The following is a 14,806-nucleotide window of genomic DNA, read 5'->3' as shown; positions in this document are numbered from 1 at the left end:
GCCAAGGACTGTAAACAACCAGCCCGAAAGTTTCCAAGCGACAAGATCCCCCTTGTGGATAACGGGAAACTCAGTCCCCCAGACGCCGCCCCGCCCACGTCCACGCGTACACACCGTCGTCCACAGCACGGCCGGCCTCGCCGAGTTCGAGCGGGCGGAAGGTGTCGACCATGACGGCCAGCTCCTCGAACCGTTCCGCGCCCAGCGACGCCTCGATCGCCGACGGCTGCGGGCCGTGCGCGTACCCGCCGGGATGCAGCGAGATCGACCCGAGCCCGATCCCGGATCCCTTGCGCGCCTCGTAGTCGCCGCCGCAGTAGAACATCACCTCGTCGGAGTCCACGTTCGAGTGGTAGTACGGCACCGGCACCGACAACGGGTGATAGTCGACCTTGCGCGGCACGAAGTTGCAGACGACGAAGTTGTTCCCCTCGAAGACCTGGTGCACCGGCGGCGGTTGGTGGATCCGGCCGGTGATCGGCTCGAAGTCGTTCACGTTGAACGTGTACGGGTACAGGCACCCGTCCCAGCCGACCACGTCGAACGGATGCGTCGCGTACGTCATCCGCGTCCCCACGATCCCGCTCGGCCCGCTGCCCCGGTGCTTGACCAGCACCTCCACGTCGTTGCCCTCGACAACAAGCGGCTCCCCCGGCGTGTGCAGGTCACGCTCGCAGTACGGCGAGTGCTCCAGGAACTGGCCGTACCTCGACAGGTACCGCTTCGGCGGCGCGATGTGGCTGTTCGCCTCGATGCAGTACGCGTGGACGCCATCGGGCCCCGGGATCCACCGGTGCGTCGTGGCCCGCGGGATGATCACGTAGTCACCCTCCGACGCCGTGAGCACACCGAACACGGTCTCGACGGTCGCGGACCCCTTCTCCACGTACACACACTCGTCGCCGATCGCGTTCCGGTAGTACGGCGAGACGTCCGCGGCCACCACGTACGAGATCCGGACGTCGCCGTTGCCCAGGACCAGCCGGCGATCCTCGACCGGGTTGTAGCCGGTCCCCTCCTTGAACAGGTCGTGCAGCTTGAGATGCCGGGGCGTGATCGGGTGGTTCGGCGTAGTGGCGAGGTCCGGCAGTTCCCACACCCGCGAGTCCACGATCGCCGACGGCACGCCGACGTGGTACAGCAGCGACGAGTCGGAGCTGAACCCCTCCTCGCCCATCAGTTCCTCGTAGTAGCGCCCCCCGTCCGGCTTCCGAAACTGGGTGTGCCGCTTCGGGGGCACCTGGCCGACCTGCCGGTAGTACGCCATGACTCCATCTCCCGCGCAACCTGTACGACTATCGAACACGTGTGTCCGCTTACCGAAAGGATCCGTTAGGCTCGCAGGCATGTCAACCGTCCCTGCGCTGTTCCGGCACCTGGTCGACGACGCCGCGATGTTCCCGCCCGGGGAGCTCCCCCTGGCCGAGGCGGTCGCCGCGCACCGGGCACACCGCGCGTCGGAGTACGCCGACCTGGTCGGCCCGTTCGTGTGTACCGACGAGAACCTGATGGCCGTGGCCGCCGAGGCCGCGCGGACCGGATCCGGACCGCTCGAGGTCTCCGTGGTCATCACCGGCGGCGCCGGCGGGATCGAGCCGGCCGTCCGGTACGGCGATCGCTCGGCCGACGTCACCGTGGCCTCGATCGAGGTCCGGCTCCGCGCCGAGGACGACCTGTCCCGTAACGCGCTGCGCGTGGTCCGCGCCTGCGACGACTGTCTCGACGAGGAGAACGCGTTCGTCGAGATCGGCCTCGACGGCGCCTGGGAGCGGGCGCTCGACGTGGTCGCCGACGCCGGGTACGCGGCCAAGCTCCGGACCGGCGGCCTCGACGCGAGCCTGTTCCCGAGCAGTGACCAGGTGGCCGCGTTCGTCACGGCGTGCCTGGATCGCGAGGTCGCGTTCAAGTGCACGGCCGGCCTGCACAACGCGGTCCGGCACACCGACCCGGCGACCGGGTTCGAGCACCACGGCTTCCTCAACGCCCTGCTCGCCACCCGCGCGTCGCTCGACGGCGCGTCCCAGACCGAGGTCGCCGCGGTCCTGGACGACCGCGACGGCACGTCCCTGGCCACCCGGGCCGGCGCGTTGTCCGAGCAGCAGGCCGCCGGTACCCGCCGGTGGTTCACGTCGTTCGGATCGTGCAGCATCGACGAACCCCGCGAAGACCTGACCACGTTGCACCTGCTGGAGGCGCAGTGACCTGGATCGACATCCCCGAGCATTCCCCGTTCGGCCCGGACACCCTGCCGCTGGGCGTGTTCCGGACCGGCGACGAGGAGCCCCGGGTGGGCGCCGCGATCGGCGACCAGCTGATCGACCTGGCCCCGGTCGCGTCGGCGCAGATGCTCGATGGCGCCCAGTGGTTCGCCGAGCCGACGCTGAACGGCTTCCTCGCGCTCGGCCGGCCGGCCTGGCAGGCGACCCGCGAGTGGCTGCTCGACCTGGTCCGGAACGAGGCCCAGCGGGACGCGGTCGAGCCGCACCTGATCCCGCTGTCCGCGGTGACGATGCAGCTACCGTTCGAGGTCGCCGACTACGTCGACTTCTACGCCTCCGAACAGCACGCGTCGAACCTAGGCCGCCTCTTCCGCCCCGACAGCGAACCACTGCTGCCGAACTGGAAGCACCTCCCGGTCGGGTACCACGGCCGGGCCGGCACGATCGTTGCCAGCGGCACCGAGATCGTCCGCCCGTCCGGCCAGCGCAAACCACCGGACGCCGCCGCCCCCGACTTCGGTCCGTCCCGGCGGCTCGACATCGAGGTCGAGCTCGGGTACGTCGTCGGCCGCCCGTCGACCCTCGGCCGGCCGGTGCCCGTCGACGCGTTCGAGGAGCACGTGTACGGCGTGGTGCTGGTCAACGACTGGTCCGCGCGCGACCTGCAGGCCTGGGAGTACGTGCCACTCGGACCGTTCCTCGGCAAGTCGTTCGCCACCTCGATCTCCCCCTGGGTGGTGTCGCTGGACGCGCTCCGCGACGCCGCGATCCCGCTCGGCCCGCAGGATCCGCCGGTCCTGCCGTACCTGGCCGGCGACCGGCTCACGGTCCACGACATCACCTTCGAGGTCCGGCTGAACGGCCAGCTGGTCAGCACCCCGAAGTACAAGGAACTGTACTGGTCGCCGGCCCAGATGGTCGCGCACATGACCGTCAACGGCGCGACGCTGCGAACCGGCGACCTGTTCGCCTCCGGCACCGTCTCCGGCCCGGGACCGGACGAACGCGGCTCGTTCATCGAGCTGAGCTGGGGCGGCCGCGAGCCCTTGACCGTCAACGGCGAGCAGCGCACGTTCCTCGAGGACGGCGACGAGGTCACGATCACCGGCTGGGCCCAGACCTCGAGCGGACAACGTATCGGCCTCGGCGAGGTGACGGGGCGGATCACTCCGGCCGTCGGATGATCACCGGCTCGGCCCAGTGGCTGTTGTCGATCACCACGTCCGCCCGCTCCAACGGACGCGAACTCTCGAAGTACATCCGCTGAGCACCCACGTACCGCCGCAGCTTCGGGTGATCCGGATCTGCGGGAGTGCCGTCCCGCTCGGCCATCCGTCGCGCGGTGACGGCGAACGGTACTGCGAGGAACACCGACAGGTCCCAGTACGCGCGGAGCTCGTCGCGATGGAGGAACAGCCCGTCGAGCACGAGCACCGCACCCCTGGTGGCCGATTGCCACGGCTCGTCGAGGTGCCGATCGGTCGCGAACTCGTGGACCGCGGTCCGATAGCGCCCTGATCCACCCGGGCTGAGTGGATCGAGGAGCTCGGCCCGGAGCCGGTCGTAGTCGAAGGAGTCGAGCCAGAAGCCGGACGGCGACTCCCGGCCCCGGCAGTACCGGTGCTCGCGCGGCCGGTGGAAGTCGTCGACCGAGGCCCGGATCACCGAGTGCCCGGCGTCCCGCAGGACCTCCGCGAACTGGTCCCCGAAGACGGACTTGCCGGCGCCGTCCACGCCATCGACGGCGACCAGTACCGGTTCACCGGCCACCGACCGAGGCACCGCGTCGGCGACGACCCGCAGTACTTCGGCGCGTTGCTCCGAGTTCTCCATCATCCGCGGCCTCCGCTCGACAAGCTCGCAGTCTGCCAGCGATCGGGCGCGCTGTCTTGTTCATTAGTGTTCGTTTCTCTTGACTGATGCTCGCTCTTGCGCACAGAATCCGGAACGACCCTGTCCGTCCATCCAGGGAGTCCGCCCGTGACGTCCATCCGCCCAGCGGCGCTCACCGCCGCCCTCGCGCTCACCGGAGGCCTGCTCACCGCGGGCGCGTTCGCCGTGACCCCGGCGACCGCAGCCTCCACCGACGATCCCCTCGTCCTCCGCTCACCAGACCTCGCGGTCACCGTGGCCGCCGACTTCCCACGCGTGATCGGGTACGCCGACACCGCGTCCGGGCAGACCCTCGGCGGCCAGAGCGACCCGATCTCCACGGTCACGATCAACGGCGTCGCCCGCACCGCGAAGCTCAAGGCGGCGCCGGTCGTCGACGGCAGCCGCGCCGCGTACCAGCTTGCGTTCGACGCGCTGCCCGAGGTCGAGCTCGACGCCAGCCTGTCGGTCAGCGGCCGGGTCACCACGTTCCGGATCGACGCGGTCCGCGACACCGCGACCAGCCGGGTGACCACGATCGACATCCCCGACCACGACCTGGTCTCGGTCGACTCCACCCAGCCCGGCGCGACCACCGCCTTCACCACGCTGGATCCGGACTCCACCCGGACCGCGGACAAGATCACCGCGATCACCTCGGCGACACCGGCCGAGCCGGCGGCCACCGGCGCGGCGTACGCGTTCGTGAACACCAACGGCCTCGCCGCGGGGATCGAGTCGAACTCCGTGTACGACAAGCCGTCCGGGCAGTCCGTGGACGACGGTGCGCGCTTCTGGCACCGGGCTCGCAAGGCGGCCGACGGGACCACCCGGGTCGGCGTCTGGAGCGGCCAGTGGACCTATCGCGGCGACACCTCCACGTACACCGAGCCGTTGCCCTGGGCCAAGGTCGTGGTGACGCCGGACGCGAACGACGACAAGACCGTCGACTGGCAGGACGGCGCGCTCGCGTTCCGCGCGATCATGACCGAGCCGAAGGGCGGTGACCTGGTCAAGGACCGGGTGATCACGCACATCCCGTTCAACTTCGCCAGCCAGGCGACGCACCCGTTCCTGCGCACGCTGGACGACGTCAAGCGGATCTCGCTCGCCACCGACGGACTCGGCCAGCTCGCGCTGCTCAAGGGGTACGGCTCCGAGGGCCACGACTCGGCGCACCCGGACTACGGCGGCAACTACAACACCCGCGCCGGCGGCCTGACCGACCTGAACGCCCTGCTCAGCAAGGGCAAGGCGTGGAACGCGGCGTTCGGCGTGCACGTCAACGCGACCGAGTCGTACCCGGAGGCGAACGCGTTCAGCGAGGACCTGGTCGACAAGTCCAGCAAGGGCTGGAACTGGCTGAACCAGAGCTACTACATCAAGCAGCGCCCGGACCTTGCCACCGGCAACATCGTCAAGCGGTTCCAGCAGCTCCGGGACGAGACCGACGGCAACTTGCAGCAGCTCTACATCGACGTCTACTACCAGTCCGGCTGGCTCGCCGACGGCCTGACCCGGCAACTGGCGAACCAGGGCTGGCAGATCGCCACCGAGTGGGCCGACCGGCACGAGCGCACCTCGCTGTGGTCGCACTGGGCCAACGACCTCGACTACGGCGGCGCCACCAACAAGGGCCTGAACTCGCAGATCATCCGGTTCGTCCGCAACCACGAGAAGGACGTCTGGAACGCCGACCCGATCCTCGGTCAGAGCTCGCTGGTCGAGTTCGAGGGCTGGACCGGTGAGACCGACTGGAACGCGTTCTACGCCAACGTCTGGCAGCACAACCTGCCGACCAAGTTCCTCCAGCAGCAGAAGATCACCGACTGGAACACCGGCGAGATCCGCTTCACCGGTGACGTCCGCGGCGCCGTCGAGAACGGCAAGCGCGCGGTGTACGTCGGCTCCGCGAAGGTGCTCGACGGCGACAAGTACCTGCTCCCGTGGCAGGGCAAGAAGCTGTACCACTACAACCCCGCCGGCGGGACGACCACCTGGAAAGTCCCAGCACCCTTGACCGGGGCGAGCAAGTTCTCCGTCTACAAGCTCACCGACACCGGCCGGGTCAAGGTGACCACCGCTCAGGTCCGCAACGGCTCCGTCACCGTCGACGCGGTCGCCGGCCAGCCGTACGTCCTGTACCCCGACGCCGCGCCGCAACTGCCGGCCGCGCAGTGGGGCGACGGCACGCACCTGAAGGACCCCGGCTTCAACGCGGGCAACCTGACGGCCTGGAATCCGAAGGGCAACCCGGCCATCGACCGGCTGGAGAACGGCCAGCACGTCGCGTCCCTCGGGACCGCGCAGAGCTCGCTGGAGCAGCGCATCACCGGCCTCACCAAGGGCCGGACGTACAGCGCGTCGGCGTGGATCGAGGTCGAGCCCGGCAAGTCCCGCCCGACCACGCTCACCATCGACGGCGCGAAGGTCACCGTCACCCTGTCGACCGCCCAGAACCGGGTCGCCGCGGACGACAAGAACGGGATGTACTACCAGCGCGCGAAGGTACTCTTCACCGCCAAGGGAACCGCGGCCACCCTCACCATCGGCGCACCGGCCGGCCCCGCGAAGGTACGGATCGACGACGTCCGCGTGGTCGAGACGCAGCGCCCGGCGGCCGGATTGGTCGAGGACTTCGAGCACGTCGACCAGGGCTGGGGCCCGTTCGTCAAGGGCGACGCTGGTGGCACCACCGACCCGCGGACCAGCCTGGCCCGCAAGCACGCGCCGTACACGCAGGCCGGCTGGAACGGCAAGCTGGTCGACGACGTACTGGCCGGTGACTGGTCGCTGAAGTCGCACGAGGAGAACGCCGGCCTGGTCTACCGGACCGTGCCGTCCACGGTGAACTTCCAGCCGGGCCACAAGTACAAGGTCAGCTTCGACTACGAGAACGGCCGGGCCGGCCAGTACACCTGGGTGCACGGCGTCGACCGGCCGCAGTCGGTCGAGGTGAACGCGACCCCGATCGGCGTGCAGCAGACGAAGGCGACCTTCAGCCAGGAGTTCGTGGCCGGCTGTGGCGGCGACTACTGGGTCGGGCTGCGCAAGCTCAGCGGCGGCGGCGACCAGGCCGACTTCGTGCTCGACAACTTCGCCGTGACCGACCTCGGCGCGACCAGCGAACCGGCCGACTGTACGGCGCTGAGCGTGGCGGGCCCGGGGCTCACCGGGATGGTGTCCGGCGAGGCGAACACGGTGACGGCCAAGTTCACCAACAACGACACGGTGGCGGTGAAGGACATCACCCTGGGTCTGCAGGTGCCGACCGGCTGGACCGTCGAGGCAACCACACCCGCCACCCACGCATCGGTGGCCGCGGGCACCAGTGTGACCACGGACTTCGCGGTGACCCCGCCGGCCGGGACACCGGACGGCCGGTACGTGCTCACGGCAACGGGTGGCCGTTCGACGATCACCGCGGAGGCGACCGTGCTCCCGCCGGGAATCGTGCCGCAGTCGCGGATCAAGGTGGCCGACGTGAGCAGCGAGGACACCGCGACCGGCGGTGCGGCGACGGCGGCGCTGGACGGCAACCCCAGCACGCTGTGGCACTCGGCCTGGTCGCAGGTACCGACCCCGGCGACCTTCCCGCACCACGTCACGCTGGACCTCGGCACGACGTACGTGGTCGACGGGTTCAGCTACCTGGCCCGTCCGACCGGGACCAACGGGATGTTCAAGGGGTACGAGATCTACGTCAGCGCCGACGGCCAGGACTGGGGCACCCCGGTCAAGGTAGGTGAGTTCCCGAACTCCCGGGACGTCCAGCGGGTCGACTTCACCGCCAAGTCCGGGCGGTACGTGAAGTTCGTCGGGACGAGTTCGCTCAACGGTGCCGTCTTCGGCTCCGCGGCGGAGCTGAACGTGTACGGCACCAGGTAGGGGCCGGAGGCAAAGAGACGGCGCCAGCTCCCGGTCGGGAGGTGGCGCCGTTTGTCGTTCGGGGACTACTTGGTGATGGTGACGCTCACCGCGGCGCTGGCCGCCTTGCCGGCGACGACGCGGAACTTGTTCACGCCGACGCGGCCGCTCTGCACCCAGACCGAGTACGTGGCCCGGCTGGTCACCTTGGTGGTGGCCGGGAAGTTCACCCACTTGCCGTTCTCCAGCCGCTGCACCTGGACCTTGGTGCCGGCCGCGATCCCGGCCGTCTTCCCGGTCAGCGACACCTTCGACCAGGCCTTCGCGGTGGTCCGGTCCGGGGTGATGCTGATCGACGACGCCGCGGCAACCATACCGACGCCCTGAGCGGCCTGCGTGGCGTCGGGCGCCGCGTTCGCCTGCAGGGCTCCCGCGACACCGACCGCGCCGGCGGCCAGGGTGACGCCGACGACAGCGGCGACGGTACGACGGACGAGCTGAGAACGACTGCGCATGGTTCTGGTTTCCCCTCGTTTCAACGGATTCCGGTGAACCCGACGTGAGGGAAGACGACCCGCCGCGGCGAATGGTTTATGAAGATTCCGTCTCAGGCGACGGCGGCAGCACCAGCCGTGCCAGCGCACCACCGGTGGCCGCGGTCCCGAAGGTCAGCTCGGCGCCGAGGACCTTCGCGTGCCCGGCCGCGATGGTCAGGCCGAGCCCGTGCCCGACCCCACGCTCGGCCATCCCGGACCGGAACCGACGGGGGCCCTCGGCAATCAACTCCTCGGGGTAGCCGTCACCGTGGTCGGCGACCTCGATCACCCGGCCGTTCACAGTCACCTCGATCGGCGGCCGGCCGTGCCGCAGGCCGTTGACGATCAGGTTGGCCAGGATCCGCTCGATCCGGCGCGAGTCCGTCCAGACGGTCTCGTCCTCGCCGACCCGGTGCACGACGATGCTGTCCGGCGCGAGCGCCTGCTGCATCCGCAACCGGCCGACCGCGGAGCCGACGAACGCCCCGAGCCCGACGTGCTCGAGATCCGCCTGTTCGACACCGGAGTCGAACCGGGCGATCTCCAGCAGGTCCTCGACCAGCCGGCGCAGTACCTTGGCCCGGTCCCGGACCAGCTCGCTCGGACGCCCCGGCGGCAACAGCTCCGCGGCGGTGAGCAGGCCGGTGACCGGGGTCCGCAGGTCGTGCGCGACGTCGGCGGTGAACCGGCGCTCGGCCTCCAGCTGACCGCGCAGCGAACTCGCCATCGTGTCGATCGCGGTCGCCAGTGATGCCACCTCGTCCCGGCCCTTGCCGACCGCCTCGGCCGCCGACGCGTCCAGGTCCCCGGCAGCGATCCGGCGCGCCGTCCCGGCCACCCCGACGATCCGCCGGGACAGGCTGCCGGCCGCGACGACGCTGACCAGTGCCACCAGCGCGACCGTCCCGATCCCGCCCAGGATCAGGGCGCGCCGGAGCGCGTTCATCGACGGGTCGTCGGTGTCGTAGTCCTGCACGATCGACAGGATCTTGCCGTCCTTGACCCCGGCCGCGGCCCACATCTTCGCGTTCGGCGAGCCGGTCTTGTACGTCGCCCGCTTGCCCTCCAGCACCGCCTGCCGCAGCTGCGGCGGCAGATCCGGGTCGTCCAGCTTGGACCCGAACAGCGGGACGTCGTTCTGGTTGTAGCTCTCCGCGGCGAGCTGGATCCGCTCGTCGGCGAAGCTGCGCGTCCGGTCCAGACGCGACGACTGGGCCTGCGTGTACACGGCCACGCAGAGCACCAGGATCGCCAGCGACGACACCAGCAGGAAGATCAGGCCCAGCTTGCTGCGCAGGCCCATCCCCGGACCGCCAGGCATGCCCCTACGCCCGCAGCTTGTATCCGAACCCGCGGACCGTCTCGATGCGGTCCGCGCCGATCTTGGTCCGCAGGCGCTGCAGGTGGACGTCGACGAGCCGGCCGTCGCCGCCCCACTCGTAGTCCCAGACCCGCTGCAGCAGCGTGGACCGGCTGAGTACCACGCCGGGGTTGTTGGCGAACTCGATCAGCAACTTGAGCTCGGTCGGGGTCAGCTGGACGGTACTCCCGCCCCGGCGGACCTCCAGCGCCTCCCGGTCGAGCTCCAGGTCGCCGAACTGCTCGACGGTCGCCCCGGTCGCGGGGGCCGGCCGCTCCGGGTCGGCGACAGCGCGGCGCATCACGGCGCGCAGCCGGGCCACCAGGACCTGGGTGTCGAACGGCTTGGTCACGTAGTCGTCCGCCCCGGCTTCCAGCCCGAGGACGACGTCCAGCGCGTCACCGCGCGCGGACACCATCACGATCGGGACCAGGCTGGTCTCGCGGATCCGGCGGCACACTGAGATGCCGTCGAGCCCGGGCAGCATGATGTCGAGCATCACCGCGTCCGGGTGGATCTTCTCGAAACTCTCGATCGCCTCCAGGCCGTCCTCGGCCGTGGTGACGTCGTAGCCGTGCCGCTCGAGGGTCAACTGGGTCGCCTCACGAATCACCGCGTCGTCCTCGACCATGAGGATGCGCGCGGCCGGTTCTTCCGGTACCACCGAAGTCAGTCTCCCTTTTGGTCCTGCGAGCTCAGCTTGATCATCTGACGACCATTCCAACGGTAGACCTCGACCCGGGTTACCGACGGACAGCAGGGTTTGTCGTCGACGGCGAAGATTCCCGACTCGACCACGAGGTCACCCTGCTGGCTGGCGTTGATCTTCAGCCGCTCGCCCCGCAGGCTCCACACCGGGCGCGGACCGGACGGTTCGATGGCCATCAGGACCGCACCGTAGACGAAATCGTCCAGCGTGTGAATGATCACGACGATCTGCGGGTGCTCGGACCGCATCACGTTCACGGTCGGACCGCGGGTCAGGCAGCGCTCGACCACCGAGCACCTGGTCAGTACGGTCCGGAAGAAGGGCTCCAGCTTCTTGTCCGCGAGCAGCTTCAGCCGGATCTGGGCCAGGCTCGCGGTGACCGGCACCGGCGTGGTGGCGGTGCGGTCGTTCTTCCCCGGGGCGAATCCGTGCGTGGTGACGGACGGGGTGGGGGTACTGGCCGGCTCGGCGCCCTCGACCCGCAGGCCGCTGCCGTTCGCACAGCCGGCGAGCACGGCCAGGACGATCAGCGCCAGCGCAGCCGGCAGCAACTGCCTCGCTCGCATGCGTGTCCTCCTGGTGTGCAACGGCGGTTCCCCCGGACTTTCAGTCAGCTACCTTCCATGGTGCGGGCCGGACGTCACGATCCACGGCCACACAGGTCGTACCGGCCCGGCAATTCCGTTGCGGTTGGGTCACGGAAGTTGAAAGAACCCTCACGTCACCACCTTGCCTGGGTTCAGCAGGTTCTTCGGGTCCAGCGCGCGCTTGATCGCGTGGTGCACCGAGACCGCGACCGGGCCGATCTCCTCGGTCAGCCACTGCCGCTTGAGGACGCCGACGCCGTGCTCGCCGGTGATCGTGCCGCCCAGCTCCAGGCCGATCTCCATGATCCGGTCGAACGCCGCCTGGGCCCGGCGGGCCTGCTCCGGGTCGTGCTGGTCGAACACCACGGTCGGGTGCATGTTCCCGTCGCCGGCGTGGCCGAGCACGCCGACGGTGATGTCCAGGTCCTGCGCGACCTTCTCGATCGCGCCGATGAAGTCGGCCAGCCGGGACCGCGGGACGCAGACGTCGTCGATCATCGTCGTGCCGAGTTGCTCCAGCGCGATCAGCGCCGCCCGGCGGGCCTCCAGCAACAGTTCGCCCTCGGCCTCGTCGTCGGCCTCGATGCACTCGATCGCGCCGAACTCCCGGCACAGCTTGGCGACCGTGGCGATGTCGGCCGCGCCCGCCTCGCCGCCGGCGTCCGACTGCGCGATCAGCATCGCCGCCGCGTCGGTCGGCAGGTCCATCCGCTTGTAGTCGTTCACCGCGGCGATCGTGGTCCGGTCCATGATCTCCAGCAGACTCAGCGACACGCCGGACCGGATGATCTCGACGATCGTTTCACCGGCCGCCACGCCGGAACCGAACAGCGCTGCCATCGTCCGCGGCCGGGCCGCCTGCGGGCGCAACGCGAGGGTCGCCTCGGTGATGATGCCGAGCGTCCCCTCACTGCCCACGATCAGCTTGGTCAGGTCGTACCCCGCGACGCCCTTGACCGTCTTGCGCCCGGTCCGGAGCACCTGGCCGTCCGCGAGCACCACCTCGAGCCCGAGGACGTAGTCGGTGGTGACGCCGTACTTCACGCAGCACAGGCCGCCCGAGTTGGTGGACAGGTTGCCGCCGATCGAGCAGAACTCCCAGCTGGACGGATCCGGCGGGTAGAACAGCCCCTGCTCGGCCACGGCGCGCGAGAGCACCGCGTTGTACACGCCCGGCTGGGTCACGACGTACCGGTCGACGGGCTCGATCGCGAGGATCTGGTCCATCTTCTCCAGCGAGATCACGACGCAGCCGTCCAGCGCGTTCGCGGCGCCGGACAGGCCGGACCGCGCGCCCTGTGGAACCACGGGCACGCCGAACTCGGCAGCGGCCCGGACCGCCGCCTGCACGTGCGCGGTCTCGCGCGCGAGCACCACCGCCGCCGGCTCGCCGGCCGGGCAGAACATCGCCCGGTCGTACCGGTAGCTCTCCATCCGGTCCGGGTCGGTGACCAGGGCCTCCGGCGGCAGCACCTGCCGCAGACGTTCGACAACCTCACTCATGTCATGGAGCCTAGTGCCCCGCGTCGGGGGTTGCTCGAGTGATCGCGGTGTCCAGGTGCGTGCCGCGAGGTGCGTGCCTGGGCGCTGCGAGTGCCGAGCAACCCCCGACGCGGGGCACCCGAAGTTTCGGCGCCATTTCAGGTGGAGTCGCGGGTCTGTGGACAGCTGGGCGCTAGCGCGTCCGGGCGGTCCGGTTCTCGGAGATCTTCTGGTAGCCGCCGCCGTAGTTGTGGAACTCCCTGGCGATCGCCACGAAGGTCGTGCTGGTGTCCAGCGACTTCACCTTCGGTGTCCGGCAGGTTCGTTGACCGGCGGTCACCGCACCCGTCCCGCCACCGGAGTCGCAGGAGAGCACGCGGCCGCTGTTGGATCCGCCGTACTGCTGCAGATACGCACTGGTCAGCGCGTACTTCGGTAGCTTGGCGTCCATCGTGACCTCGGCCCAGTACTGCGAGCAGTTGTCCCGGACCAGTTTGACGTCGCCCCAGCCGGGCGGTTTGTTGTCACGGAAGATCTGCGCTGACGAGATCGTCCGGGCACCCGGGCAGTTGGCGGCTTCGACCGCCTGTGCTGGTGTGGCCAGGGCGAGAACGCCCACTCCGGCCAGGCCCGCGGTGCTGAGCAAAATGCCCAGTATCTTCATCGGAAACCCTTCCTGAATGTACGCCCCGACGCACATTCATGGGGCAGCGTACGCGAACCGACCCTGACCTGACAGTCAATCCGGTAATCGGACGAGTGACTTTCGGTGTCGAGAGCGGTACCGAGCGTCGTTCCCGGCCACCGTTCCAGGCCACCGTCCGGGCGTGTCGCCGGGTACCCGGCCGGGCGCGCACCGCGACGGCACGCCCGGCCGGGTTCGGCGTACTCCGAGCCCGCCGACCCGCCGCTCAGAGGTTGCCGCGGCGCTCCTGCTCGCGCTCGATCGCCTCGAACAGCGCCTTGAAGTTGCCCTTGCCGAAGCCGAGCGAGCCGTGCCGCTCGATCAGCTCGTAGAACACCGTCGGCCGGTCGCCGATCGGGGCGGTGAAGATCTGCAGCAGGTACCCGTCCTCGTCCCGGTCGACGAGGATGCCGCGCGACTGCAGCTCCTCGATCGGCACCCGGACCTCACCGATCCGGGCCCGCAGCTCCGGGTCGGAGTAGTACGAGTCCGGTGTGTTCAGGAACTCGACGCCGTTCGCGCGCAGGATGTCGACGGTGCGCAGGATGTCGTTGGTGGCCAGCGCGATGTGCTGCGCGCCGGCGCCGTCGTAGAACTCCAGGAACTCGTCGATCTGGGACTTCTTCTTCGCGATCGCCGGCTCGTTCAGCGGGAACTTCACCCGGTGGTTGCCATTGGCCACCACCTTGCTCATCAGCGCGGAGTAGTCGGTGGCGATGTCGTCGCCGACGAACTCCGCCATGTTCACGAAGCCCATCACCTTGTTGTAGAACGCCACCCACTCGTCCATCTTGCCGAGCTCGACGTTCCCGACGACGTGGTCGACCGCCTGGAACAGCCGCTTCGGGTGCCCCTCCGGCCGGGTCACGGCGGTCTGCGCCGCGACGAACCCGGGCAGGTACGGCCCGTCGTACCTGCTCCGGTCGATCAGCGTGTGCCGGGTGTCGCCGTACGCCGCGATCGCGGCGCGCCGGATCGTCCCGTGCTCGTCGGACACGTCGTTCGGCTCCTCGAGCACGGTCGCGCCCATCTTGCGAGCGTGCTCGACGCACTTGTCCACGTCCGGCACCTCGAGGGCCAGGTCGGCGACACCGTCACCGTGCTTGCGGTGGTGGTCGTGCAGCGGGCTCTTCGGGTGCACGCCGCCGGTGACGACGAACCGGGCCGAGCCGGACTTCAGGACGAACGCCTTGCTGTCCATCGACCCGGTCTCCGGACCCGAGTACGCGACCAGGTCCATGCCGAAGGCGCCCTGGTAGAACTTCGCGGTCTGGGTGGCGTTGCCCACCACGAACACGACCGCGTCCATCGCGGTGACCGGGAACGGGTCGGTGCTCTCGTCGTACGGCACCAGGCCGACGAGCTGCTTGAGCTGGTCGAGGTCCAGGTCGGCGTCGAGCTCGACGGGGGTCAGGTCGGTGCTGGTCATCGCGGTCCTCCCGGTCGGTGGTCAGCTGTGCGGAGAGCCTTCCGCGCCGACGCAGGTTGC

At 69.6% G+C, this 14,806-nt stretch carries 12 protein-coding genes; 3 read left to right on the top strand and 9 right to left on the bottom strand.

Going from position 1 to position 14,806, the window contains the following annotated elements:
• Positions 1 to 70: 70 nt before the first annotated feature.
• The gene (locus tag FB561_RS17260) at positions 71 to 1,267 is read right to left on the bottom strand and encodes a homogentisate 1,2-dioxygenase (protein WP_145807873.1); all 1,197 of its coding nucleotides are present in this window, start codon (positions 1,265 to 1,267) and stop codon (positions 71 to 73) included.
• Positions 1,268 to 1,346: 79 nt separating this feature from the next.
• Between FB561_RS17260 and FB561_RS17255 the strand changes: the two genes are divergently transcribed.
• Positions 1,347 to 2,201: a hypothetical protein gene (locus tag FB561_RS17255; RefSeq protein ID WP_145807872.1), complete on the top strand. Its 855-nt coding sequence runs from the start codon at positions 1,347 to 1,349 to the stop codon at positions 2,199 to 2,201.
• On the top strand, positions 2,198 to 3,403 hold the full coding sequence (fahA, locus tag FB561_RS17250; RefSeq protein WP_145807871.1) for a fumarylacetoacetase: 1,206 nt from the start codon (positions 2,198 to 2,200) through the stop codon (positions 3,401 to 3,403). The genes FB561_RS17255 and fahA overlap by 4 nt, the downstream gene beginning before the upstream one ends.
• On the opposite strand, the gene FB561_RS17245 is transcribed toward fahA, so the two are convergent.
• Positions 3,384 to 4,055 (bottom strand): nucleoside/nucleotide kinase family protein, encoded by a 672-nt coding sequence (locus FB561_RS17245; protein WP_238334874.1) that lies wholly within the window; start codon positions 4,053 to 4,055, stop codon positions 3,384 to 3,386. The two genes, fahA and FB561_RS17245, sit on opposite strands and share 20 nt — an antisense overlap.
• 144 nt (positions 4,056 to 4,199) lie before the next feature.
• On the opposite strand from FB561_RS17245, the gene FB561_RS17240 reads away from it, so the two are divergent.
• Positions 4,200 to 7,979, top strand: coding sequence for an endo-alpha-N-acetylgalactosaminidase family protein (locus tag FB561_RS17240; protein WP_238334873.1), 3,780 nt, complete (start codon positions 4,200 to 4,202; stop codon positions 7,977 to 7,979).
• A gap of 65 nt (positions 7,980 to 8,044) precedes the next feature.
• On the opposite strand, the gene FB561_RS17235 is transcribed toward FB561_RS17240, so the two are convergent.
• The 7 genes from FB561_RS17235 to hppD all read right to left on the bottom strand — a co-directional run bounded on the left by FB561_RS17235 (position 8,045) and on the right by hppD (position 14,746).
• Positions 8,045 to 8,473, bottom strand: a complete 429-nt coding sequence (locus tag FB561_RS17235; protein ID WP_145807869.1) for a hypothetical protein — start codon at positions 8,471 to 8,473, stop codon at positions 8,045 to 8,047.
• Positions 8,474 to 8,549: 76 nt separating this feature from the next.
• A complete protein-coding gene (locus tag FB561_RS17230) occupies positions 8,550 to 9,815 on the bottom strand; it encodes a HAMP domain-containing sensor histidine kinase (RefSeq protein WP_238334872.1) in 1,266 nt (421 codons plus the stop codon).
• A gap of 4 nt (positions 9,816 to 9,819) precedes the next feature.
• Positions 9,820 to 10,518 (bottom strand): two-component system response regulator CseB, encoded by a 699-nt coding sequence (gene cseB, locus FB561_RS17225; RefSeq protein WP_145807868.1) that lies wholly within the window; start codon positions 10,516 to 10,518, stop codon positions 9,820 to 9,822.
• 5 nt (positions 10,519 to 10,523) lie between these two features.
• Positions 10,524 to 11,129, bottom strand: a complete 606-nt coding sequence (locus tag FB561_RS17220; protein WP_145807867.1) for a hypothetical protein — start codon at positions 11,127 to 11,129, stop codon at positions 10,524 to 10,526.
• Between the two features lie 150 nt (positions 11,130 to 11,279).
• Complete coding sequence (locus tag FB561_RS17215) at positions 11,280 to 12,653, bottom strand: FAD-binding oxidoreductase (protein WP_145807866.1); 1,374 nt, start codon at positions 12,651 to 12,653, stop codon at positions 11,280 to 11,282.
• A gap of 172 nt (positions 12,654 to 12,825) precedes the next feature.
• Entirely contained in the window at positions 12,826 to 13,296 is a 471-nt protein-coding gene (locus tag FB561_RS17210; RefSeq protein ID WP_145807865.1) for a DUF2690 domain-containing protein, read from the bottom strand.
• Between the two features lie 247 nt (positions 13,297 to 13,543).
• Positions 13,544 to 14,746: a 4-hydroxyphenylpyruvate dioxygenase gene (gene hppD / locus FB561_RS17205; protein ID WP_145807863.1), complete on the bottom strand. Its 1,203-nt coding sequence runs from the start codon at positions 14,744 to 14,746 to the stop codon at positions 13,544 to 13,546.
• Between the last annotated feature and the right edge of the window lie 60 nt (positions 14,747 to 14,806).

This window comes from Kribbella amoyensis (assembly GCF_007828865.1).
GTDB classification, from domain to species: domain Bacteria; phylum Actinomycetota; class Actinomycetes; order Propionibacteriales; family Kribbellaceae; genus Kribbella; species Kribbella amoyensis.
This window is presented reverse-complemented; position numbering and strand designations above follow the sequence as displayed.

Coding starts and splice junctions, on each gene's coding strand:
- FB561_RS17260 (WP_145807873.1), bottom strand. CDS start 1,267: ATGGCGTACTACCGGCAGGTCGGCCAGGTGCCCCCGAAGCGGCACACC.
- FB561_RS17220 (WP_145807867.1), bottom strand. CDS start 11,129: ATGCGAGCGAGGCAGTTGCTGCCGGCTGCGCTGGCGCTGATCGTCCTG.
- FB561_RS17245 (WP_238334874.1), bottom strand. CDS start 4,055: ATGATGGAGAACTCGGAGCAACGCGCCGAAGTACTGCGGGTCGTCGCC.
- FB561_RS17230 (WP_238334872.1), bottom strand. CDS start 9,815: ATGCCTGGCGGTCCGGGGATGGGCCTGCGCAGCAAGCTGGGCCTGATC.
- FB561_RS17235 (WP_145807869.1), bottom strand. CDS start 8,473: ATGCGCAGTCGTTCTCAGCTCGTCCGTCGTACCGTCGCCGCTGTCGTC.
- FB561_RS17215 (WP_145807866.1), bottom strand. CDS start 12,653: ATGAGTGAGGTTGTCGAACGTCTGCGGCAGGTGCTGCCGCCGGAGGCC.
- FB561_RS17210 (WP_145807865.1), bottom strand. CDS start 13,296: ATGAAGATACTGGGCATTTTGCTCAGCACCGCGGGCCTGGCCGGAGTG.
- hppD (WP_145807863.1), bottom strand. CDS start 14,746: ATGACCAGCACCGACCTGACCCCCGTCGAGCTCGACGCCGACCTGGAC.
- FB561_RS17255 (WP_145807872.1), top strand. CDS start 1,347: ATGTCAACCGTCCCTGCGCTGTTCCGGCACCTGGTCGACGACGCCGCG.